This window comes from Pantoea sp. ANP04, from assembly GCF_041982285.1.
Taxonomy (GTDB): domain Bacteria; phylum Pseudomonadota; class Gammaproteobacteria; order Enterobacterales; family Enterobacteriaceae; genus Pantoea; species Pantoea eucalypti.
Genome location: NZ_JAUTYS010000005.1, coordinates 188,379 through 211,703, shown reverse-complemented (window position 1 = coordinate 211,703; position 23,325 = coordinate 188,379). Strand labels below are relative to the sequence as shown.

18 protein-coding genes are annotated in these 23,325 nt (G+C 55.3%); 5 read left to right on the top strand and 13 right to left on the bottom strand.

Going from position 1 to position 23,325, the window contains the following annotated elements; all coding sequences use genetic code 11:
* Nucleotides 1-58 precede the first annotated feature (58 nt).
* The 4 genes from pncB to Q7C21_RS09515 all read left to right on the top strand — a co-directional run bounded on the left by pncB (nucleotide 59) and on the right by Q7C21_RS09515 (nucleotide 5,669).
* Entirely contained in the window at nucleotides 59-1,264 is a 1,206-nt protein-coding gene (gene pncB / locus Q7C21_RS09530; RefSeq protein WP_008925858.1) for a nicotinate phosphoribosyltransferase, read from the top strand.
* Nucleotides 1,265-1,420: 156 nt separating this feature from the next.
* Nucleotides 1,421-2,821: an asparagine--tRNA ligase gene (gene asnS, locus Q7C21_RS09525; protein WP_008925857.1), complete on the top strand. Its 1,401-nt coding sequence runs from the start codon at nucleotides 1,421-1,423 to the stop codon at nucleotides 2,819-2,821.
* Nucleotides 2,822-3,120: 299 nt separating this feature from the next.
* Nucleotides 3,121-4,245, top strand: coding sequence for a porin OmpF (gene ompF / locus Q7C21_RS09520; RefSeq protein WP_039660940.1), 1,125 nt, complete (start codon nucleotides 3,121-3,123; stop codon nucleotides 4,243-4,245).
* A gap of 233 nt (nucleotides 4,246-4,478) precedes the next feature.
* Nucleotides 4,479-5,669 carry an amino acid aminotransferase gene (locus Q7C21_RS09515; RefSeq protein ID WP_140915850.1) on the top strand — a complete coding sequence of 397 codons (1,191 nt, stop codon included), beginning with the start codon at nucleotides 4,479-4,481 and terminating at the stop codon, nucleotides 5,667-5,669.
* 65 nt (nucleotides 5,670-5,734) lie between these two features.
* Here the strand turns inward: Q7C21_RS09515 and Q7C21_RS09510 are convergent, their stop codons facing one another.
* From Q7C21_RS09510 to cmoM, 7 genes are all read right to left on the bottom strand, one after another.
* Nucleotides 5,735-6,364 carry an MBL fold metallo-hydrolase gene (locus Q7C21_RS09510; protein ID WP_375150647.1) on the bottom strand — a complete coding sequence of 210 codons (630 nt, stop codon included), beginning with the start codon at nucleotides 6,362-6,364 and terminating at the stop codon, nucleotides 5,735-5,737.
* A 39-nt stretch (nucleotides 6,365-6,403) separates the two neighbouring features.
* Nucleotides 6,404-6,952, bottom strand: coding sequence for a YcbK family protein (locus Q7C21_RS09505; protein ID WP_003849393.1), 549 nt, complete (start codon nucleotides 6,950-6,952; stop codon nucleotides 6,404-6,406).
* 185 nt (nucleotides 6,953-7,137) lie between these two features.
* Complete coding sequence (ldtD, locus tag Q7C21_RS09500; RefSeq protein WP_140033560.1) at nucleotides 7,138-8,949, bottom strand: L,D-transpeptidase; 1,812 nt, start codon at nucleotides 8,947-8,949, stop codon at nucleotides 7,138-7,140.
* Between the two features lie 147 nt (nucleotides 8,950-9,096).
* A complete protein-coding gene (gene mukB / locus Q7C21_RS09495; protein ID WP_140033561.1) occupies nucleotides 9,097-13,584 on the bottom strand; it encodes a chromosome partition protein MukB in 4,488 nt (1,495 codons plus the stop codon).
* A complete protein-coding gene (gene mukE, locus Q7C21_RS09490; RefSeq protein ID WP_375150646.1) occupies nucleotides 13,581-14,306 on the bottom strand; it encodes a chromosome partition protein MukE in 726 nt (241 codons plus the stop codon). The genes mukB and mukE overlap by 4 nt, the downstream gene beginning before the upstream one ends.
* Nucleotides 14,287-15,609: a chromosome partition protein MukF gene (mukF, locus tag Q7C21_RS09485; protein ID WP_003849384.1), complete on the bottom strand. Its 1,323-nt coding sequence runs from the start codon at nucleotides 15,607-15,609 to the stop codon at nucleotides 14,287-14,289. The genes mukE and mukF overlap by 20 nt, the downstream gene beginning before the upstream one ends.
* Nucleotides 15,606-16,391 carry a tRNA uridine 5-oxyacetic acid(34) methyltransferase CmoM gene (gene cmoM / locus Q7C21_RS09480; RefSeq protein ID WP_008925851.1) on the bottom strand — a complete coding sequence of 262 codons (786 nt, stop codon included), beginning with the start codon at nucleotides 16,389-16,391 and terminating at the stop codon, nucleotides 15,606-15,608. The genes mukF and cmoM overlap by 4 nt, the downstream gene beginning before the upstream one ends.
* Nucleotides 16,392-16,516: 125 nt before the next feature.
* Here cmoM and elyC point away from each other — a divergent pair, with 125 nt between their 5' ends.
* Nucleotides 16,517-17,299, top strand: a complete 783-nt coding sequence (gene elyC, locus Q7C21_RS09475) for an envelope biogenesis factor ElyC (RefSeq protein WP_003849380.1) — start codon at nucleotides 16,517-16,519, stop codon at nucleotides 17,297-17,299.
* On the opposite strand, the gene Q7C21_RS09470 is transcribed toward elyC, so the two are convergent.
* The 6 genes from Q7C21_RS09470 to msbA form a co-directional block, all read right to left on the bottom strand.
* Entirely contained in the window at nucleotides 17,279-18,172 is an 894-nt protein-coding gene (locus tag Q7C21_RS09470; protein ID WP_078804226.1) for a phosphotransferase, read from the bottom strand. The two genes, elyC and Q7C21_RS09470, sit on opposite strands and share 21 nt — an antisense overlap.
* Before the next feature lie 111 nt (nucleotides 18,173-18,283).
* Nucleotides 18,284-19,033 (bottom strand): 3-deoxy-manno-octulosonate cytidylyltransferase, encoded by a 750-nt coding sequence (gene kdsB / locus Q7C21_RS09465; RefSeq protein WP_003849376.1) that lies wholly within the window; start codon nucleotides 19,031-19,033, stop codon nucleotides 18,284-18,286.
* Nucleotides 19,030-19,212 (bottom strand): Trm112 family protein, encoded by a 183-nt coding sequence (locus tag Q7C21_RS09460; RefSeq protein ID WP_003849374.1) that lies wholly within the window; start codon nucleotides 19,210-19,212, stop codon nucleotides 19,030-19,032. The genes kdsB and Q7C21_RS09460 overlap by 4 nt, the downstream gene beginning before the upstream one ends.
* 105 nt (nucleotides 19,213-19,317) lie before the next feature.
* The gene (locus Q7C21_RS09455) at nucleotides 19,318-20,532 is read right to left on the bottom strand and encodes a winged helix-turn-helix domain-containing protein (RefSeq protein WP_375150645.1); all 1,215 of its coding nucleotides are present in this window, start codon (nucleotides 20,530-20,532) and stop codon (nucleotides 19,318-19,320) included.
* Nucleotides 20,533-20,571: 39 nt separating this feature from the next.
* On the bottom strand, nucleotides 20,572-21,558 hold the full coding sequence (gene lpxK, locus Q7C21_RS09450; protein ID WP_140033564.1) for a tetraacyldisaccharide 4'-kinase: 987 nt from the start codon (nucleotides 21,556-21,558) through the stop codon (nucleotides 20,572-20,574).
* Nucleotides 21,555-23,303, bottom strand: coding sequence for a lipid A ABC transporter ATP-binding protein/permease MsbA (gene msbA / locus Q7C21_RS09445; protein ID WP_003849365.1), 1,749 nt, complete (start codon nucleotides 23,301-23,303; stop codon nucleotides 21,555-21,557). Before msbA ends, lpxK begins: the two co-directional genes overlap by 4 nt.
* Nucleotides 23,304-23,325 lie beyond the last annotated feature (22 nt).

Below are 23,325 nucleotides of genomic sequence, written 5' to 3'. Positions count from 1 at the left end.
TTTATGACTGTGTACAACACCGGGCTCTGCGCCACCGAACAGGATGCTGAAACGCGCCATGACAGGACATGCTTCCCCGATACTGACCTCGCTGCTGGATACGGACGCCTATAAGCTCCATATGCAGCAGGCCGTTTTCCACCGCTATCATGACGTAACGGTGGCGGCGGAGTTTCGCTGCCGCGGCGACGAACTGCTGGGTCTCTACGCTGACGAAATTCGTGACGCGATAACCGCTATGCAACACCTGGCGCTGACTGATGATGAAGCGACCTGGCTGTCTCACCTCCCCTTCTTCCAGCAGGATTACCTCAGCTGGTTACGCCAGTTCCGCTATAACCCGGATCAGGTTGAGGTGCGCAATCACCATGGCAAACTGGATATCCGTATTCAGGGGCCGTGGCGGGAAGTCATTATGTGGGAGGTGCCGCTGCTGGCGCTAATCAGCGAGATTGTGCATCGTCATCGCACACCGCAGGTCACCACCCAGCAGGCAATTGACCATTTACACCAGAAACTCGGCGACTTTAAGACGCAGGTAGCTGACCTGGATATGTCACGCTTCCGCCTGATGGATTTCGGCACCCGTCGTCGCTACTCGCAGGATGTGCAGCAGTCGATCGTCTCAACGCTGAAACAGGATTTCCCGTGGCTGATTGGCACCAGTAACTATGATCTGGCGCGCCGTCTGTCACTGACGCCGGTCGGGACGCAGGCACATGAGTGGTTCCAGGCCTTCCAGCAGATCAGCCCGGTCCTCGCCAATAGCCAGCGCGCGGCGCTGCAGGCGTGGCTCGATGAGTATGACGATCAACTGGGCATTGCGCTGACTGATTGTATTGCCATGGACGCCTTCCTGCGCGATTTCGGTCCGTTGTTTGCCCGTCGCTATCAGGGACTGCGCCATGACTCCGGCGATCCGGTTGAGTGGGGCGAGAAAGCCCTTGCCCACTATCAGAGCCTGGGTATCGATCCGCAAAGCAAACACCTGGTCTTTTCTGACAACTTAAACCTCGACAAAGCCCTGGCGTTATACCGCCACTTTGGCCAGCGGACGAATGTCGTGTTCGGTATCGGTACCCGTCTGACCTGCGACATTCCGGGCGTAACGCCACTGAATATCGTTATCAAGCTGGTGCAGTGCAATGGTAAACCGGTGGCAAAACTCTCAGACAGCCCCGGCAAAACTATCTGTCAGGATAAAGCCTTTGTAAAAGCCCTGCGAAAAGCCTTTGATTTGCCGCTGGTGAAAAAAGCGAGTTAATCCTCTTCTTATCGGGGCGTTGATGCGCCCCGCCTCTGCTGTAATAAATCTGCATTCCCCCTGAATTTTGCTTGTTTCCTGAAGACTCGCAAGTAACATAGCAAAACCCCGGATGGGGCAACTTTTAACTCACTTCTTCTATATAGAGAGATATTTATGAGCGTAGTGCCTGTAGCGGACGTACTGCACGGTCGCGTCGCGGTTGACAGTGAAGTCACCGTACGTGGTTGGGTGCGTACCCGAAGAGATTCCAAAGCCGGTCTTTCCTTCATCGCTGTCTATGACGGCTCCTGCTTTAATCCCGTTCAGGCTGTCGTCAATAATTCTCTGAATAATTATCAGGATGAAGTGCTGCGTCTGACCACCGGCTGTTCCGTTATCGTCACCGGTAAAGTGGTGGCATCGCCGGGTCAGGGCCAGGCGTTTGAGATTCAGGCAACCAGCCTGGAAGTGGTGGGCTGGGTGGAAGATCCGGACAGCTATCCGATGGCGGCGAAACGTCACAGCATTGAGTATCTGCGTGAAGTGGCGCACCTGCGTCCACGCACCAACCTGATTGGCGCAGTGGCCCGCGTTCGCCATACCCTGGCGCAGGCACTGCATCGCTTCTTCCATGAAAATGGCTATTTCTGGGTCTCCACCCCGCTGATTACCGCCTCCGACACCGAAGGTGCAGGTGAAATGTTCCGTGTCTCTACGCTGGATATGGAAAACCTGCCGCGCAACGATCAGGGCAAAGTCGATTTCAGCGAAGATTTCTTTGGCAAAGAAGCTTTCCTGACCGTTTCCGGTCAGCTGAACGGTGAAACCTATGCCAGCGCCCTGTCGAAGATCTACACCTTTGGCCCGACGTTTCGCGCAGAGAACTCCAACACCAGCCGTCATCTGGCAGAATTCTGGATGCTGGAGCCGGAAATTGCGTTTGCGACACTGGATGATGCCGCCGCACTGGCCGAGTCAATGCTGAAGTATGTGTTCAATGCGGTGCTGGAAGAGCGCGCCGATGACATGGCCTTCTTCGCTGAGCGCGTCGATAAAGAAGCTGTAGAACGCCTCCAGCGTTTCATTACCACTGATTTTGCCCAGGTCGACTACACCGACGCGGTTGAAATCCTGATGAATTGCGGTCAGACCTTCGAAAACCCGGTTTCCTGGGGAATCGACCTCTCTTCTGAGCATGAGCGTTACCTGGCAGAGAAACATTTTAAAGCGCCAGTGGTGGTGAAAAACTATCCGAAAGACATTAAAGCGTTCTATATGCGTCTGAACGACGATGGCAAAACCGTGGCGGCAATGGATGTCCTGGCGCCTGGCATTGGTGAGATCATCGGTGGTTCACAGCGTGAAGAGCGTCTGGATGTGCTGGATGCACGACTCGAAGAGATGGGTCTGAATAAAGAAGATTACTGGTGGTATCGTGATCTGCGTCGCTACGGTACCGTGCCACATTCTGGATTTGGTTTGGGCTTTGAACGTTTAATCGCCTATGTCACTGGCGTACAAAATGTAAGGGATGTTATCCCCTTCCCGCGCACGCCACGCAACGCGAGTTTCTGATTTCGGCATTAAATATAAGAAATTCATATATATAACGAGGTCGGCACTGCCGGCCTTTTTTTATTTTTGTAAATTTTGAGTTCACTCACAAAGTTCCGTGTTTTTTACATTTTGTAATACATATTTTCCTGCTGAAACAAGATTACGAGTTTAGTAGCATTTAAGCGCTAGAATTACGGCGGGTGGGATGGAAAGATGCGTGCAGACACAGGAAGACACCAAACTTCGTTAAGGGTTCTGTAAAGATTTCCTGACGGCAGTGGCAGGTGTACAAATAACTCCAATGAGGGTAATGAATAATGATGAAGCGCAATATTCTTGCAGTGGTTATCCCTGCTCTGTTAGCCGCCAGCGCAGCAAATGCTGCAGAAATCTATAACAAAGACGGCAACAAACTGGACCTGTACGGTAAAGCTGTTGGCCTGCATTATTTTTCTGATAACGATGGCTCAGATGGCGACGGCAACAACGGCGACAAATCTTACGTTCGTTTCGGCTTTAAAGGCGAAACCCAGATTAATGACCAGCTGACCGGTTACGGCCAGTGGGAATACAACATTCAGGCGAATAACTCTGAAGGTTCTGACGCACAAAACGGCAACAAAACCCGTCTGGGCTTTGCCGGTCTGAAATTCGGCGACGCTGGCTCAATCGACTACGGCCGTAACTACGGTGTGGTTTATGATGCAATCGGCTGGACCGATATGCTGCCAGAGTTCGGTGGCGACTCAGGATACTCAGATAACTTCATGAACGGTCGTAGCACCGGCCTGCTGACCTACCGCAACACCAACTTCTTTGGTCTGGTAGATGGCTGGGACTTCGCACTTCAGTATCAGGGTAAAAACGAGCGTACCGACACGCGTCGTGCTAACGGCGACGGCTGGGGCGCATCAACCAGCTATACCTCACCAATCGGTGTTGGTGTTGTTGGCGCATACAGCAGCAGCGATCGCACAAACTCTCAGGCAGACGGCACTACCGATATCAATGGTAACGTTGTTGGCCAGGGCAAACGTGCTGAAAACTGGGCAACTGCTCTGAAATATGATGCAAATAATGTTTACCTGGCAGCGATGTACGGTGAAACCCGTAACTCTACACCAATCTCTGTTGTGACTGGTCTGAACAACACCACCAGCGCTGCTTCTGCTAACAAAGCACAGAACATTGAACTGGTTGCACAGTATCAGTTCGACTTCGGTCTGCGCCCATCCATTGCTTATGTTCAGTCTAAAGGCAAGGATATCGAAGGCGTTGGCGATGCTGACCTGATTAAATACATCGACGTTGGCGCGACTTACTACTTCAACAAAAACATGTCTACCTACGTGGATTATCAGATCAACCAGCTGGATGACAATAACGCGCTGGGTCTGAACACCGATGACACTGTAGCAGTAGGCCTGGTTTACCAGTTCTAATCCTGCTTCCGACGTGTTAAAAAACGGGGCTTAAGCCCCGTTTTTTTATGGCTGTCATTCCTGAAATCTGCCCGATACTCCGCTTTTTACTTCGCCTGAAATTCAGCTTCTCCTCGTCGTGAAATGAACACAGTAAAATTGATGATTTTGTCTCGCAAACGGTTGGCATTTCCCTGGCCTGACGTTAACCTGACAGCTCTTTCCGCTAACGTTCACGCTAATGGACCTGACACATGTTTGAATCGATCTCTGCTGCACCCGCCGATCCTATTCTTGGGCTGGCCGATCTGTTTCGTGCTGATGACCGACCTGAAAAAATCAATCTGGGTATCGGCGTCTACAAAGACGAAACCGGCAAGACCCCGGTGCTGACCAGTGTTAAAAAAGCTGAGCAATACCTGCTGGAAAACGAAACCACCAAAAACTATCTGAGCATTGATGGCCTGGCTGATTTCGCCCGCTGCACACAGGCACTGTTGTTCGGTAATCAAAGCCCGCTGATCACGGCAGGCCGCGCCCGTACGGCGCAGACGCCAGGTGGCACAGGTGCGTTACGTGTGGCAGCAGATTTCCTCGCGACGCAGACCTCCGTGAAGCGGGTCTGGATCAGCAATCCGAGCTGGCCTAACCACAACAACGTGTTTAATGCGGCCGGTCTTGAAGTCTGTGAATACCACTATTATGACGCGGCAAACCATACGCTGGATTTTGAGGGCATGCTGACGTCGCTGCAGCAGGTTCAGCCAGGTGATGTGGTGCTGTTCCACGGCTGCTGCCATAACCCGACCGGTATTGACCCAACCGCTGAGCAGTGGCAACAGCTGGCGGAATTGTCACAGGCCAATGGGTGGCTGCCGTTGTTTGACTTCGCCTACCAGGGCTTCGCCCGTGGTCTGGATGAAGATGCAGAAGGCCTGCGCATTTTTGCCGCCTCGCATCAGGAACTGATCGTCGCCAGCTCCTACTCCAAGAACTTTGGTCTGTATAACGAGCGTGTCGGTGCCATCACCGTGGTGGCGGCTGAAGCCAGCGTGGCAGATACGGCGTTCAGTCAGGTGAAATACACCATCCGCGCTAACTACTCCAATCCGCCGGCGCATGGTGCCGCTATCGTCGCCACTATTCTGGGCAACGATACACTGCGAACCATCTGGGAGCAGGAGCTGTCAGATATGCGCCAGCGCATTCAGCGCATGCGTCAGCTGTTTGTGAACACCCTTGCAGAGAAAGGCGCTCAGCGTGACTTCAGCTTTATTATTAAGCAAAACGGTATGTTCTCGTTCAGTGGCTTAACCAAAGACCAGGTAATTCGCCTGCGTGAAGAGTTCGGTGTCTATGCCGTTAACTCAGGCCGGGTGAATGTGGCAGGCATGACGCCAGACAATATGTCGGCACTGTGCGAAGCGATTGTCGCGGTGTTGTAACGCTGACGACGAAACAAAAATGGGCCTGATGGCCCATTTTTTATTGCAGGAAAGATCGCTGATTTTTACTGCAGAAAAGGGTTACTCACGCGCTCATGTCCCAGCGTAGAAATCGGACCGTGACCGGGCAGAAACGTCACATCATCGCCCAGCGGCAGTAATTTTGTGCGGATAGCATTGATAAGCTGCTGATGATCGCCCTGCGGGAAGTCTGTGCGTCCCACCCCGCCATTAAAGATAACGTCGCCTGAAATCAGCAATCGTCCCTGACGGTCAAAGAAGACCACGTGGCCAGGTGAATGTCCCGGACAGTGCAGGACTTCGAGCGTGATCAACCCTACCTGAACGCTCTCCCCCTCTTCAAGCCAGCGATCGGGGGTAAAAGGTGCGCACTCGTCCAGGCCGAACATCCGGCTCTGGGTAGGCAGCGCTTCCAGCCAGAAAGCATCGCGCTTTTGCGGGCCGATAATCGGAATCTGCCAGAAGGCAGCCAGTTCAACGGCAGCCCCGACGTGATCAAGATGTCCATGCGTCAGCAGAATCTGAGCAGGTTTAAGTCCGAGTTGTTCCAGCGTTTGTTTGACAAGTTCGGCATCGCCGCCGGGATCGACCAGCGCGGCTTGGCGCGTGGAGTCGCACCAGATCACTGAGCAGTTCTGGGCAAACGCTGTAACAGGAATAATGTGGTAATTCATAACGCTCCATGACCGGCTCACGCAGCGTTGCCGGTGTCGTTACCAGTGCCTGATCGGCCCGGTATCAATATGTACAAAGTTACTGCGGGGATAATATCCTACACCACCTGCGCGCAGAGATAACGCCGCTTTGCGTACATTGGCGAGCGAAACGCCTTCGATATGAAAATCCATGGCCTGACCCTTGGTGTGATAGCTGTGCTTTGCCACACCTGGACCACTCTCACGTAGCATGTTGTTGGTTGCCAGTGAGCGATAGCCGGACACCAGCTGAATCGGTTTACGCATACCCAGCAGCGCCTGCAGGCGAAAAATCTGATCAAACAGGTGCGGATCGATGCTTTTCACTTTATTGGCGCGATAGTCCCGGAAAAAGTGATTTAATCGTGACAACTCATCCTTGTCGTAACTCTTGCCATTAAAAAACTCAGTTTTAAGGGTTTCACCGGTGTGAAGATTATTAAGCATCAATACACGCGGACGAGACGTAGAAAGCGAGGCCCTTGCGGAAGCAGGCAATAAAGCCAGTCCGGCGGCGGCACTACCACACAGCAGTAGTTTGCGACGAGAAGAATCAATAGTAGACATGTAACGATTTACCTGAGAATGAAGCCCGAGAAATGTGCAAAAAGCGCACAGGCCGAACCATAACTTTCTCTCAGAGAAGCGTCAACCCATCTGCCCATGGTTTGTGAGGCGATCCCCGGAGGGATCGCCATTTGATAAGATTAGTGTAAATGACCGGGACGCTGCTAACGATTTAAAATCAATCACTAGAGCAGTAACTGCTCAGCCCGACTGAGAGCCTGACTGCCCGAACGGGCGGTGTCATCATAATTGTAAATATCTGTGCGGAACTGGGGTTTGCCATCATCAGCGACCCACGCCGTAAGATAATAGAGATTCACTGGAATGCGATGGCGAATCGGAACATAGCGGGTGTCGCCCTCTTTTAACGTGCTGGAAATACGCGCATCGTTCCAGCCCGCGTCCTGCAGTAATAATCCCGCCAGTTCAGATGCTTTATTCACCCGGACACAGCCGGAGCTGAGCGCGCGGATATCACGCTGGAACAGATTATGGTTTGGCGTGTCATGCAGGTAGATCGCATCTGAGCTTGGCATATTAAATTTATAACGGCCCAGCGCATTCGCCTCCCCCGGTGCCTGAATCAGGCGATAAGGGAATGATGAGGCGGTGACCATACGCCAGTCGATCATGCTGGGATCAATCACTTCAGCGTCAGCACTCCAGCCCGACAGCAGGGTATAACCATGCTTGTAAAGATAGGTCGGATCCAGTTTCACTTTTGGAATAATATCTTTTCGCACCAGTGTTGTTGGCACATTCCACGGCGGATTCAGCACCACATTATTGAGTGCGCTGCGCATCAACGGCGTTTTACGGTCCGGACGTCCGACGATGACGCGTGATGAGAGGATCTTATTGCCATTGTTGTAGTAAATCAGCGAGTAGTTGGCGATGTTCACCATGATGCCGTTATGCATATCGTCCGGCAGCAGGCGGAGACGCTGAATGTTCAGCGCGAGTAACGACGCACGCATCTGCGGAGAGACGTTAAGCCACTGACGGGTTCTGGCACCGATAGCCCCATCGCCATCCAGTCCCTGCCACTGCTGGAAACGCTTCACCGCCGCCACCAGCGTCTCATCATAAATATTGGCGGTATTTCCTTCGAGCGTCTGACTCTGTACGTTACCCGGTGATTGTGGTGATGGGGTAAGCAGATTGCTGACTGGCGCGGCAGAAGGACTGACTGCAACAGGCTGATCGCTGTGCGTTACCGGCGAGGCGGCAACGGGTACCGCATCGTCATTGGGTGCCGGCGCATTAACCTGCGCCGTTAACATGCCGCTGCGCTGCAAAATTTCACGCAGCGCAGGAACGTCATCACTGACCTGGCCCGGACGCAGTGTTTCACTGCTTTTCAGCTGCGGCCAGGGCTGCTTATCGCTAAGCAGGGTGATAAGCGCAGCATGCATGGGCTGATACTGTGGATGCTGCGGCTGTAAGGAGGCAATAAATGCATTGTCAGAACCGGCATTGACCGCATTCTGCCACTGATTGACCACCGCCACGGAGGGCTGGGTCAGCCTGTAAGGAACATTGCTGTAGAGCCAGGTTTCACCCTGCGTCGGCACATTCGACACAAATTGCAGATAACCCAGCATCGCATCAGACAACGCAACATCCCGGGCAAAGCCGGTAATGGCGGGGTTGGTCAGACGCTCAATCCAGCGCGTGAACTGCGGCTGAACGCCAGACAGCGCCACTTCTGCCAGCTGCTGCTGAAATTTTTGCACCGCCTGAGGATCCTGCCAGAGCGGTTGCATATGACGGGATGCATAAAGCGTTGCCAGCGGTCCCAGATAAAATGGCTGGTCGGCGCTGGAGAACGCCTGCCGAATGCGCTGCTGACTGTCGGATACGGAGATGGCCGCCTGGCTAGTTCCAGGCAAAGCGGCGATGACAGCAGCCTGCGGTAGCGTAAATGGAACAACGGATAGCGCCAGCGCCAGCAATGATACAACGCGATGATGATGTAATTTTTTTACCCGCAACATCCCTGCCTCCTTATTTTTCAACTTCGCAGCGTTCCCTGTATCCGCTGCGACCGCGCTGTGACTCATCATGTGAGTATACAAACAAAAACGGCATTTGCCTCATGCGACAAATGCCGTAACCAGATTAACGAATGGTTCAGTTTTTGACTACGTTTCCGCCTGTGATTTTTCAGCCGTTAAATCGGGCAATGCATCGGCTTCGCTTCCCGCACGCACCGGCGAAGGATCCGCAGCAAAACCACGCAGGCCAACCACATGCACATGCTCGGTGTTATTAAACACTTTACGCACCAGTTTGTAGGTCGTGCCTTTCTCAGGGCTGATGTTCTCTGGCGCGGCAATCACCAGTTGCATCTCCAGTCGTTCACACAGTTCAAACAGCGTGGCGATGGAGCGGGCATCCAGACGGGCCGCTTCATCAAGGAACAGCAGTCGGCATGGCGAAATGTCTTTGCCGCGCAGACGACGGGACTCCTCTTCCCAGCTTTGCACCACCATCACCAGAATGGACATACCGGTACCAATCGCTTCACCGGTTGAGAGCGCACCGCTCTCTGCACGCAGCCAGCCATCAGAACCCCGGTTAACTTCCACTTCCATCTCCAGATAGTTGCGGTAGTCCAGCAGCTCCTCGCCGATGGTCTGCGGCGTACGCTGCCCCATGTCGATGTGCGGATTAAGACGCTGATAAAGCTTCGCCAGCGCTTCGGAGAAGGTCAGGCGATTACTGTTAAACAGATCCTGATGCTGCTCGTGCTCCTCCGACAGTGTGTCCAGCAGCATGGCATGCGTTTCACGCACATTCACGTTAAGCCGCACGCTGTGCACCTGACCAAAGCTGACGGTCTGCAAGCCCTGGTTGAGCTGACGGATGCGATTCTGTTCGCGCTGGATTGTTTTACGGATGATATTGGCCGCACTGCGCGAACTGATCGCCAGCATCTGCTCACGTGCCGTCAGCTCTTCGGTCAGACGGTTCAGTTCGATTTCCATCTGTTCAATCGCTTCGACCGGATCGTCAGTACGAATAATATCCTGACGGATACGCTCACGCAGATGCTGATAAACCGCAATAAAGAACTGAATCTTACGTTCCGGACGTTTTGGATCTTCCGACAACCGCAGCACGTCGCGCAGATGTTCGTTATCCGCTACCGCCAGACGCAGCGCACCCAATGCTTTATCCGACATCGAGCGCAGTTCATCGCCGCTCAGGTAGGCCAGTTCACGGCGATGCAGACGACGCTCAACGCCATTCTCTTTCACCAGACGCAGTACGGTACACCAGCCCGCTTTGGCGCTGACCACCTGCTCCCGCACCAGATGATATTGACGCTCCAGCTGACGCAGTCGCTTCTGCAGGTTATCCATCTCCGCTTCGCAGAAAGTGAGTTGTTTCTCCAGCTGATTGCGGCGGGCACGGTTGTGACTGAGTGCTGTGTACAGCTCGTCACGACGAACGCGCGCGCGCGCTTCTGCACTGCTGTCAGCCTGGACGCCAATGTCCTGCATTTCCTGCTGCAGCTCTTTCAGCATGTCGCGTTTCGCGTCATAGGCGCTTTTCAGCGAGGCGAGCACCTGCGAGTATTGTGTCAGCTGCGCCTGATGTTCACGCAGGCGATCACGACTGCGACTACGTTCACCTTCAGCCTGCTCCAGACGCTGACGCAGCTTATCGCTTAGGTCATTATTGCCGTTGAGCATGCTGGCTGAGTCGTCATAGCTGAAGTGGGCGCGACGCTGCACCACTTCGGTCAGGGCAAAGGCCTGCTGACGCGCATTACGCTGTTGCTGCTGTGCCTGCTGATAATCCGCCTGCAGCTGCTCGTGCTGTTCCGGGTCGCTCTGCAACACGGCGATAATTGGCTCAAGTTTCGCCAGTTTCGCGCCGTGCTGATGCAGAAAGCGCGCCGCATCCTGCGCCGCATCGACCTGCTCACGAATCTCTTCGCAACGATCGCCCAGCGTATCGTCCAGCAGCAGGTTAACGCGTGGCAGCAGTCGGTTTAGCTGTGACACGCCCTCTTTCGCCAGCTCATACTGCTGGCGCTGCTGCTGATTATTGCTCTCGTGCTGATTCAGCGCCCGTTCCAGTTCAGCACGGCGCGCGCCCAGCTGACGGATCTGCGCTTCCGGGTCAGCGTCAAACGCCACGGCCAGATGACTGCCGATAAAACGGCTGAACGACTGATGCAGACGTTGCGTTTTCTGCACGTCAAACGACAGCGTCGCGTAGCGTTCGGCCAGCTTGTCGCGTTCAAGATGCAGCAGCTCCAGCTGATTTTCACGCGCAGCACGGCCAAACAGCGGTATTTTCGGGAAGCGGGAATAGCGCCACTGACGCTCAGCTACCTTCACAACCACCGCATTCTGCAGCTCATCCACGCTGAAGACGCTGTCATCGAACGACTGCGGATCACCTTCGATCAGATAGAGATCTTCCGGGCAATCCTCGAGCCCGTCCAGCAACTCACGAACACGTGACAGATCCGGCACCACGATCGCATGACGTGACGGACCGTAGAGTGCGGAGAAGTACGGCGCATCATCCAGTGTGACATCATCATAAATTTCAGACAGTAAGACGCCGCCAAAACGTTCTGCCAGCTGGGTCAGTCGCGCATCTTCCGCACCGCCTGGCTGGCTGAGTCGTTCAATCTGCTGCTCGATATCGCGTTTTTGTGCGGCCACTTCGTCGCGCTCGACGGTGGTTTCACGCTCACGCTCCAGCAGCTGCTGCATATATTCGGTGACGTCCTGGCTGCTGTTCAGCGCCTGGCCAGTCTGTTCGCTGAGCTGCGTCAGAATCTCCTGCGCCGCCAGCCAGTGTGGCGCACGGGCGGTAAGGCTGGTGATGCGTTCACGCAGCTGTTCCAGCTCCTGACGCATCATCATGCGCTGCTCACCTGCGTCCGAGACGCTGCTGTTCAGCTGTTCAATCTGTGCTTCCAGTTCCTGCTGCAGGCCAGCCAGCGCATCGGCTTCATAATGCTGCCCCTGGCGCTTGCAGAACTCGGCCAGCAGACGCTCCGCCTCATGCTGTTCGCGCAGGCGCTGTTCCAGCTCATTGAGACGCAGACGCAGCGATGAGAGCTGTTCAGCGTGATGACGCTGATTGCTGGCATCACGCAGCAGTTCGCGACCGGTTTGCCAGGCATCCTGACGGGACACATCACCGGCAATGCTGGTCACCAGCGCCAGCGCCTGTTCGAACTGACTGTGTGCCGCTTCCGCGACGCTCAGCTTCTGTTCCAGACGCAGCAGGCGTTCTGTCGCCTCTTCCTCTTTGGCCTGGAAACTTTCCTGCCATTCAGCGGCATTGTCGATGGTCAGATCGGGCAGCTGGCAGAGCGTGCGGGCGCGTTCCAGCGCCTGCAAGGCCTGCTGATACTGGATGGCGCGGGTTTGCTGCACGTCGAGTGCCTGCTGGAAATCGGCCAGCTGACTTTTCAGCTCATCCACTTCCAGCTCAGCGGCTTCGGCACGCGCTTCATTCTCTTCCTGAATTTCACGCGCTTCGGCGACCACTTCGGTCTGCTCTTCCAGACGCAACGTCAGATCTTCGATATCGGCATCGTAACGCTCAATCTTCTCCTGCTGACGCATCGCCGTCTGCACCAGGTTCAGGTGATCGCTGGCGGCCTGATAATCGACTTCGAGATCATTCTCTGCGCCACTGTGCTCAGCCAGTTCGCGCGCCATCTCAACATGACGATACTGCTCGGTGGCGAGCTGCTTGCGACTGCTGAACAGCTCACTGCGCAGTTGTAACGCACTGTCGAGATGCCCCCGACGCTCGTTGGCGTGGCGCATATAGTCAGCCGAAACGTAGCTGGTCGCCTCGGAGATCAGATGCTTAAAGAGATCGCGGTCAGACTGGGTAACGCGGATTGCCTCCAGCGTCATGCGGTTTTCGCGCAGCGCCGCTTCCATATCCTGAAACGCTTTACGCACGCCGCTGTTTTCAGGCAGCAGGTAATCACGCAGCGATCGGGTGATGGCGCTGGAGATACCGCCATACAGTGAGGCTTCAATCAGGCGATAAAACTTGCTGCGATCGCTGGCAGAACGCAGACGTCGCGGCACCACGCCCAGATCAAACATCATGGCGTGATAATCGGTGATCGAGTTATAAGCGCGGAACTGTACGCCTTCCTGCGCCTCAACCCGCTCTTTCACCTCATTCAGCGGCAATACGCGTGCCTGACGGCTGTTAAGCACTTCCGTCAGCATATCGGTCGGGTTGGTATCGGTTGGCAGGCCATGGATACTGAAAGGTTTAATATCGACCTTTTTATCGCGTCCGGCGACCTGTTGCAGACGGACACCGACCACCACACGCTGATGGCGTGAATTCACGACATCCAGCATGGAGTAACAGACGCCAGCCCGCAGCTTCCCGTGCAGACCTTTGTCACGTGATCCCGACGTTGCGCCCGCTTCGGTGGTATTACGGAAGTGCAGCAATGTTAAATCGGGGATCAGCGCGGTCACAAATGCCGCCATGGTGGTGGACTTACCCGCACCGTTACCGCCTGACAGCGTGGTCACTAATTCATCGAGATCAAAAGTACGGGCAAAAAAGCCGTTCCAGTTGATCAGCGTAAGCGAACGAAACTTTCCGCGCTCAATCATGCCTGTTCTTCCTCTGCGTTCTCACTCGCGTCGCCTTCCTGACCGTCACCTTCGTCGGTGTCGACCGGTGCTGTTGCGTTTTCCAGTAGCATGGCTTCGCCATCACGAATCAGGCGAAGCTGCGCTTCACGGGCGTCATCACCGCTGCGCACGTCGGCACCAAAGCGGAACACGGATTCAGTGATGCGGAATTTGCTGCTGTCGTTACCGTAAAACCACACCATACCCAGACGGCGCAGACGGCTCAGAGAGGTGCGCACTTTCTCCTGCAGTTTGGTGCGATCCAGATCCGAACCGGTGGAACGCTGGTTAACCAGCTTCAGCAGGCGATTCTCGTCCGCCAGCGAGAGCAGCTCGTCGTAGAGCTCCTGCTGGGTAAAAATCCCTTCATTGGCAAGGCGTTCCGGACTGAGGTAGAGATAGCAAAGAATCTTCCCGACCATCATGTCCAGCTCAGAGAGCACGGAACGCGGAATCAACGTCGTTGAACGCGGACGCAGATAGAAAAAGCCTTCCGGCGCACGAATCAACTCAACGTGATAACGGCTGTAAAACTCTTCGAGAAACGACTGGTAGTCCATCAGAAACGCGTGGTTATCCAGCTCTTCGATACCGATATGACGTCCGGCGCGTAACTGGCTATCCAGCGCGGGAAAAATCGGGTTGGCCAGTGCCTGTGCCAGCTTAACCGGCATCACTTGTTCAATATTTGTCGATGACATGTGCCTGCACCTTGGCTCCGTAATCATTGATGGCTTGCCATTCCACAGGCAAACCGGCTAAATCAGCTTCTGCTACGCCAAGGCGCACCGCCTGATCCACCACAATGCGTGCCAGATCGAAATGGCGGGCGCGTGGATACTGGGCCAGGTAGTCGCGCATCACTGACGCGAGGTTGAGCGGTTTTTGTTGCGATTTATAGACCTGCAGCGCTTCTTCAATCATCGCTGCCAGCTGTTCGCGAATTTCGTTGATCTCTTCGTATTCCATCTCCGGCGGCAGTTCGCCCATCACTTCGTCATTCCGCAGCGTCAGCGCTTCATCACGCATGTCATACAGACGGTCGGCGTTGGCGTAGGTCAGCGCCCAGGGCGCGTCGAAGTAATTCTGTACTGATACCCGCAGGCGCTGCGCAAAGACGCGGTTCTTATCCATGTCGATGGCGGTACGGATGAATTTATGGACGTGGCGGTCATAGCCGATCCACAGGTCGATCGCCTGCTGGCCCCAGCTGGTAATCCGGTCGAGTTTGCTTTGCAGATCAAACACCAGCTTATCGACGAAGCCCAGGTCCGGGCTGTCCAGCGTGGCATCCTGAATCCGCAGCAGGTTTTCCTGAAGTTTGTCGCCCGCAGCTTCCAGCGTATCCTGCAGTTCACGCAATGTCCCTGACGTTTCGGAAAGCAGCATTTCACAGCTGGAGATAGCCGCGCGCCAGTCTTTGTTCAGCAGTTCAGCAATATCGTTTTTCACCGCCTGTTGCTGTTCATCCATCAGACGCTGGGTCATATCAATGCTGTCGAAGATCTCCGCCACCGAATATTTCAGCGGCGCAAAAACATTGCGATGCCAGTGGAACTCGTCGCCGTTTTCCTGCGCCGCATCGGCTGCTCGCTTAAGTTCATTGGCCACAATCGACAGCTGCATAGACAGGCGCAGCGTCGAAAATTCTCGCTGACGGATGTAATAGTCAGTGATGCCGATGGCCAGCGGCGTCAGGCGATAGATAGCATTGCCTTCGGTCAGTTCGCTGGTAAAGCGGTTAAGCAGGCGCTGTCGCACCATGTCATTGATGGCGTTGTTGGCGCGAACCAACACGGTTTCGTGGGTTTGTTCGAAAGCTTTACTGACGTGACGGAATGCATCAATCAGATCGCCTTCACTCATTTCGCCATCCATCCGCTCACCATTAAGGGTGGCGATAGCCAGCAAAAAGGCCAGACGTTCCACTGGCAGCGCAAGGGAAAAGTCATTTTTGCGCGCCCAGGAGACCAGTTCAGGTACCGTCTGGGAAAATTCACTCATAATTCGTCCTTCTGCCCGGGTTTACGCGCGGTCACGTGGATGTAACGCCCTAAGCTCAAAAAGGGTTCCTGACGGCAGTAACGCCGCTCCATCTCAATAATTTCGTCGTCGCTTTTTGGTTCGCCCTTCGGCGGCTTCATGTAATCACTGAATACCCGGATCCCGGCACGCTGTTCAATCACAAAACCACACGCCTCCAGCCAGCGATAAACCTGTTCAGGGTCGCGCGGATAATCAGGCGACAGCGTTCGCTTTTTGCGTTTGGTCAGATTGGTGCGCAGATAGCCGAAATTACCCAGCGTTAAGGTGCGCAGTGTCAGGCCGTGCAGATTGTAAAACATCAGCGACATGACGCCTCCTGGACGCAGCAGATCGAACAGCGCTTTCAGCACCGTCTCCGGTTCAGCGACCCATTCAAGCACAGCGTGGAACAATACCAGATCCACCGGCTTATCCAAATGTTCGCCCACCTGCTGAGCGCTAATTTGTCTGAATTGCATGTTATGGCTCACACCCTGCGACACCGCATTTTCCTCTGCCCGGCGTAGCATCTCACCAGAGAGATCGCACAGCAGAACCTGATGGCCCTGTGCCGCAAGCCCGCTGGAGACCTGGCCAATACCGCCGCCCGCGTCCAGCACCGACAGCGGGTGTGACGACAGATCGGGCAGAATCTTCTCCAGCTCGTCCCAAAGAATGGCCTGCCGTATTTTCCCTTTAGTGGTGCCGTAAATATTTTGCGAAAATTTATCCGCGAGATCGTCAAAGTTACGATCCTGCATGGCATGCGCTCCGGTATGCTGCGGTGAGACTTATGCTATTTTGTCACAGGCACCAGAAGAATGAACCTTTCATCCCCATCTTCCCTTCCGGGTGCTCTATTTTCGGACAACAGGACGCATTTTTGATGTTATTTACCCTGAAAAAAGTCATTGGCGGGCTGCTTTTACCCCTGCCGTTTCTGCTTTTGTTGATGGCGCTTGGTATTTTACTGGTTTGGTTTACTGGCTGGCAGAAAAGCGGCAAAACCGTGATCTCGGTCAGCTGGCTGCTCCTTCTGTTGCTGAGTCTGCAGCCGCTGGCGGATCGTCTGCTGCTGCCACTGGACAGCCGCTATCCGACCTGGAACGGCGCAGAGAAGGTGGACTATATTGTGGTACTGGGTGGAGGCTATACCTTTAATCCGGGATGGGCGCCCAGCTCGAACCTGCTGAATAACAGCCTGCCACGCGTGGCAGAGGGTGTGCGCCAGTGGCGGCGTAATCCGCAGTCGACCCTGATTTTTACCGGTGCAGCGGGCGGCACCAATCCGAAGAGCAGCGCCTGGGTAGCGGCACAGGTGGCGGAAAGTCTGGGCGTTCCTCACGAACATATTCAGATCCTTGACCAGCCACGCGATACCGCAGACGAAGCGCAGGCAGTTAAAACTGTGGCAGGCAATCGCCCGCTAATGCTGGTGACCTCCGCGAATCATATGCCACGGGCAATACGCTTTTTCCACGCGGTCGGGTTGAAGCCCATTGCCGCGCCCGCCAATCAGCTTGCGATTACCTCACCGCTGAATGGCTGGGAACGGGCCATACCGTCATCGATCTGGCTAAGTCACAGCGAACGTGCCGTTTATGAAACGCTGGGCACGTTATTGCAACGGCTGAAAACCGAGGATGGCTCAGCCGAGCCAGGGAAGTAACTGTGCGCGAGCATGGTCAAAGCGCGGCCGATCAAAGGTGCCGGTCTGGATAAGCGTGTCGATGCAGTCCCACAGCTGATAAACCCACCGACGCCAGATAAAACCCTCTGAGACCGGCGCCCGTTGCAGGTAATGATGCAGTAGCGCCGTTTCGGCTGGCGATGCATCCAGATGGATCAGGTCATATTCACGCGGTGCCCAGAGAATCGTGCCGGGCTGTGTCATCGCGATTAACTGGTCACTGCGGCTGTTTTTCAGCATGCTCTGCAGCCGCACGTTGCCATGAACCATCACGCAGGGATCATCGAAGCCGCGAAACAGATGCGCCAGTCGCGCGCGGCAGCGGAACAGCACCTGGCGATCGTCCAGGGTAAAGGTGGGTGGACGCAGATAGCTCAGGATCGCCCACAACACTTCAACCCGCTGTGCATACCAGGCGGGCCAGCGGTTCTGCTGCGTGCTGTCCACTGTGCCGACCAGGCCGTGGCTATCAAGCCGGTGCCAGGCCAGCAGTCCCTCGACGACCTGTTCGCAGAACTGTTGCCAGCGCTGAGCATCCCGCGCCGGTGCTTCCGCCGTCACACCATTCAGTCGCGCCATCAGAAGCATTTCATGCACTGGCGGCTGCTGGCTCAGCACCAGACCATAGACCGCGGGTACGGCGACCAGCCCGGCCTGCCCCAGCAACGCCAGTTTTCTGGCTTCCATCGCCGCCCTGCCCTGGTGACGAAAATATTTCGCCACCACTGGCATAGGAAGGCCGTCACGATTGTATAACGCATAGAGCCGGGTGGGTGGATGTTCACTGATCATTTCGAGGCGGCTGATGGTTTCACCCAGCGCCAGCGTGAGTTCTGATTTAAGCTGTTCCATGCGGCATCCTCCTCAGATGAATATCACCCTATCCTGAAGGAAGTGTTGGCCATAAGTTTAGCGGCGGATCAATAACGTGGTGCTGAAACGGGGAGACAGGCTCCCCGCTTGTCAGGCCTGCATGGCAATACGAACACGTTGCAAATCGTCTGGCGTATCCACACCCACGCTCGGGATGGTTTTCGCCACGGCGACATGAATTTTCTCGCCGTACCACAAAACGCGCAATTGCTCGAGCAGCTCAATCTGTTCCAGAGGGCAAGGCGCCCAGGCAACATAGCGGCGAATAAAACCGGCACGATAAGCGTAGATGCCAATGTGCCGCAGCAGCGTGTCACCGATCTGCTCGCGCGAGGCTGCATAGCGTTCACGATCCCACGGAATGGTAGCCCGTGAGAAATAGAGCGCGTAGCCATTCACATCCATGACCACTTTCACCGCATTCGGATTAAAAGCTTCTTCCGCATCCGTAATTGGCACCGCCAGCGTCGCCATGCCCGCTGCTGACCCCGCCAGATTGGTCGCCACCTGACGCACAATCTCTGCCGGGATCATCGGCTCATCGCCCTGGACGTTGACGATGATTTCGTCATCGGCAAACTGATATTTTTCGATCACTTCCGCCAGCCGCTCCGTGCCGGACTGGTGATCGGCGCGCGTCATGCAGACTTCGCCGCCTGCCGCCTCGACGGCCTTTGCCACGTCAGGATGATCGGTAGCAACGATGACACGGCTGGCACCCGATTCACGGGCGCGCTCCATCACATGCACGACCATCGGTTTACCATGGATATCAAGCAGTGGCTTGCCCGGTAAGCGGGTTGACGCATAACGCGCAGGAATGATGGCCGTAAAACTCATGGATGAATCTCTTCGACGGAGAGCGTGCGGGCTTCCGTTTCCAGCAGCACCGGAATGCCGTCACGAACCGGGAAGGCCAGGCCATCAGGTTTGCAGATCAGCTCCTGCTGTGCATTGTTGAAGTAGAGTTTGCCATTGCACACCGGGCAGGCAACGATTTCGAGTAAACGGTGATCCATATGTCCTCCATCAGGGACCGAATGCGTAAGGGTTCAAGCATACCATAGCGCGGCGTATGCGGGATGGAGTAAAACACCATCCCACAGCGGCTGCCGAAAATTTGATTAATCCAGCGTCCACAGGGCTGGCCAGTGCGCTTTAAGCGCATCGGGTACCTGCAGGATGGCGACGCTTTCTGCGCCCTGCCAGGCTGCGAAGCGTTCAATCGCGCGCCGGATATCTGCTGCAAAACGCGCCGTGACACGGGTTTTCTCTTCCAGCCAGAGTTTTTTAATCTCCAGCTGTTTTGACTGACGCAGCATACGGGCATCAAGCCGGCCTTTTATTTGCCCGCGATGGAGGATGGGCAACACAAAATAGCCAAACTTGCGCTTCTCCTCGGGGGTATAGCACTCGATACGGTAGTCGAAGTTAAACAGCTCAAGCGCGCGTTTGCGATCCCAGACCACCGGATCAAACGGAGAAAGCACTGTGCTGTGCGTCGCCTGCAGCGGCGTCTCCAGCAACGGCAGCAGGTCACGATGCAGCCACATCTCGCCCAGACCCTCTGTATTGACGGCGACCAGATCGCCCGCAGCCTCGGCGTCAGCGATAAAGTCTTTTACGGGTGTCCGCTTCAGGCGATAGTAATCCGCCAGCCAGGCCGCGCGGAAAACCCCTAAGCTGCGGGCGCTGTTCATCAGCATCTGACGGGTCGCTTCGGCTTCGCTGATACCATGCAGTTCATCCTGCCAGTCAGGCATTACGCGGCTGCGCAGATCGTAGACGCGCTGAAAATTGCGGCGTTCTGCGACCATCAGCTCACCGGCGCTGAAGAGATTTTCCAGATGACGTTTGTGCGGTTTCCATGCCCACCAGCCTGACTTCGGGTTATCGGCGTGCGTAAAATCGGCGGCGCGCACCGGGCCATTTTCCCGGATCTGCTGCAATAGTTCAGCAATCGCCTGCTGGTGGTCAGCAACCCATTGCGCGTTGTATTTCCAGCCCAGACGTTCAGGCGACAACATGCGATGACGAAGCAGTCTGTAATCGGCGCGGGGAATAAAACAGGCTTCATGCGCCCAGTATTCAAAGAGTTCACCCTGCGCCAGCGCCTTCTCCAGCCATGCCTGAGGATAATTACCCAGGCGACTGAACAGCACCAGATAGGGACTGCGGGCCACCACATGAATGGTATCGATTTGGAGCAGCGACATGCGGGAGATGCAGTTGATCAGATCCTGATACACCGCGCGTTTTGCCGGCGCACGCAGCAGGCCCTGCGCGGCGAGATGAAGGTGACGTGCTTGCTGTAACGAAAGTGAATGCGGGCTGTTCATCCTCTTCCTTATCAGGCATCACCTGAATGGGTGCGGGTATCAGAGCGTGCGGCGACAGAGTTGTTCAATATCAGCCAGTAATGGCGTGACGGATTTACCGGTCAGGTGAGCATCGACCGGCAGATACCACCAGTCAGGCTGAGCAAAGTCGCGGCATTTCACCGCGTCTTTTTCGGTCATCAACAGCTGCTGGCCTGTCTGGAGTAATCGGGTCAGCTCATCCTCGCTGTAGGCATGATGATCGGCAAAGGCGATCTCTGCAACTGGCGTGATGCCCTGCTTTTTCAGCGTGGTGAAAAAACGGGGAGGATGGCCTATACCGGCCATCGCAACTACCGCACCCAGTTGCTCAGCTGGACAGGTTTCCCCGGTCAGGAGATTGGTGGCCAGCCCGGGCTGAAGCTGCATGGCAATCTCGTCGGGCTGCGCGTCGCCACCGTTGATGATGACGGCATCAACCTGCCGCAGACGAGAAGCGCGTTCGCGCATCGGACCTGCGGGCAACCACCAGCCATTGCCAAAGCGGCGTACGCCATCCACCACCACGATCTCGCGATCGCGCTGCAGGGCGTAATGTTGCAGGCCGTCATCAGTGATGACCACATCCAGCGAGCCCTGTTGCAGTAATGCTTCAATCGCCTGTCGCCTTCTGGGCGCCACCGCGACCGGCGCCCCGGTGCGCTGAGCGATTAAAACCGGCTCATCACCGGCCTGTTCCGTGCTGGTCTGTGCGGTGACCAGCAAGGGATACTGATCCGCCTTGCCGCCATACCCTCTGGAGACGACGCCAGCACGCAGGCCGCGCTGCTGCAACGCCTCAACCAGCCAGATCACCACCGGCGTCTTTCCGTTGCCGCCGGCAGTGAGGTTACCCACCACCACGACCGGCAAAGGCGCGCGCCAGCTTTTACGCCAGCCACGCCTGTAACTGAAACGTATCAGGGCCGTGATCGCACCATACAGCAGGCTGAATGGCCATAGCAGTAGCCATAGCGGTGAGCGACCACTCCAGATACGTTCAATCATTGGCCGAATTGCATCTTATGCAGTTGTGCATAGGCACCGCGTTCTGCCAGCAACACCTGATGCGTACCGCGTTCAACAATCTGACCATCTTCAATGACCACGATTTCATCCGCTTTCTCAATGGTTGAGAGACGGTGCGCAATCACCAGCGAAGTACGGTTCTTCTGCAACTCATCGAGTGCAGACTGAATGGCGCGTTCTGACTCAGTATCCAGCGCAGAGGTCGCTTCATCCAGGATCAGAATCGGACAATCACGCAGCAGTGCGCGGGCAATGGCGATACGCTGACGCTGACCGCCAGATAGCAGCACGCCATTCTCGCCAATCACTGTATCCAGGCCTTTATCCATCTTATTGATAAAGTCCATGGCATGCGCCATGGTGGCTGCCTGCTCGATCTCTGCACGGCTATACTGCTCACTCCGCGCATAAGCGATGTTATTGGCAATGGTGTCGTTAAAGAGATGCACATTCTGCGACACCAGCGCGACCTGATTACGCAGCGAACGCAGGCTGTACTCTCTCAGGTCATGTCCGTCCAGCAGGATTTCGCCCTGCTGAATGTCATAAAAGCGGGTCAGCAGGCTCGCCATCGTCGACTTACCAGAACCTGAACGGCCCACCAGCGCCACCGTTTTTCCTGCTGGCAGTGACAGATTGATATTACGCAGTGCCGGAATATCACGGCCCGGATAGGTAAAGGTCACATCACGGAATTCGATATCGCCTTTCGCCCGGGTCATTTCGCGTGTGCCATTGTCCACTTCCTGCTCACTGTCCAGAATAGAGAACAGCGTCTGACAGGCCGCCATGCCACGCTGGAACTGGGCATTAACGTTGGTCAGAGACTTAAGCGGGCGCATCAGGGCAATCATCGAGGAGAAGACCACGGTAATCGTCCCGGCGGTCAGCGTATCCATGACGCTTGGGAAGCTCGCGGCATAAAGTACAAACGCCAGTGCCAGCGATGCGATGAGCTGAATAATGGGATCAGAAATGGAGGATGCTGATACCAGCTTCATTCCCTGCTGACGCATACGGTTACTGACGCGGGAAAAGCGCTCCGATTCGATTTCCTGACCGCCAAAAATCAGCACTTCTTTGTGACCTTTCAGCATCTGCTCAGCGCTGGTTGTCACCTGACCCATGGTGTTCTGCATACTTTTGCTGATGGTGCGGAAACGCTTTGAAACAGTACGGATCGCAAATGAGACGATGGGTGCCAGAACAATCAGGATCAACGACAGCTGCCAGCTGTAGTAGAACATCATAACAAACAGGCCAATAATGGAAGCACCTTCACGCACCACCGTCACCAGCGCGCCGGAAGAAGAGGAGGCGACCTGCTCGGAATCGTAAGTAATGCGTGACAACAGGGTGCCGGTCGACTGCTGGTCAAAGAATGAAACCGGCATTCCCATCATATGGCTGAACAGCCGACGGCGGATATTCATCACGACATTGCCTGAGACCCAGGAGATGCAGTAGCTGGAGATATAACTGGTCACGCCGCGTACCAGCATCAGGCCAATGACCACTAACGGCAGCCATAGCATCACCGACCTGTCAGCTTTACCAAAACCATCATCCAGTAATGGTTTCAACAGTGAGAGCATTAAGGCGTCGCCCGCAGCATTGATAATCAGGGCGACTGAAGCCGCAATTAATCCCGCTTTATTAGGCGCGATCATCGGCCAGAGTCGGCGAAACGTCTGCCACGTAGAGAGATCTTTATCTTGATGCATTATTTATTCACGCTGTTGGAAA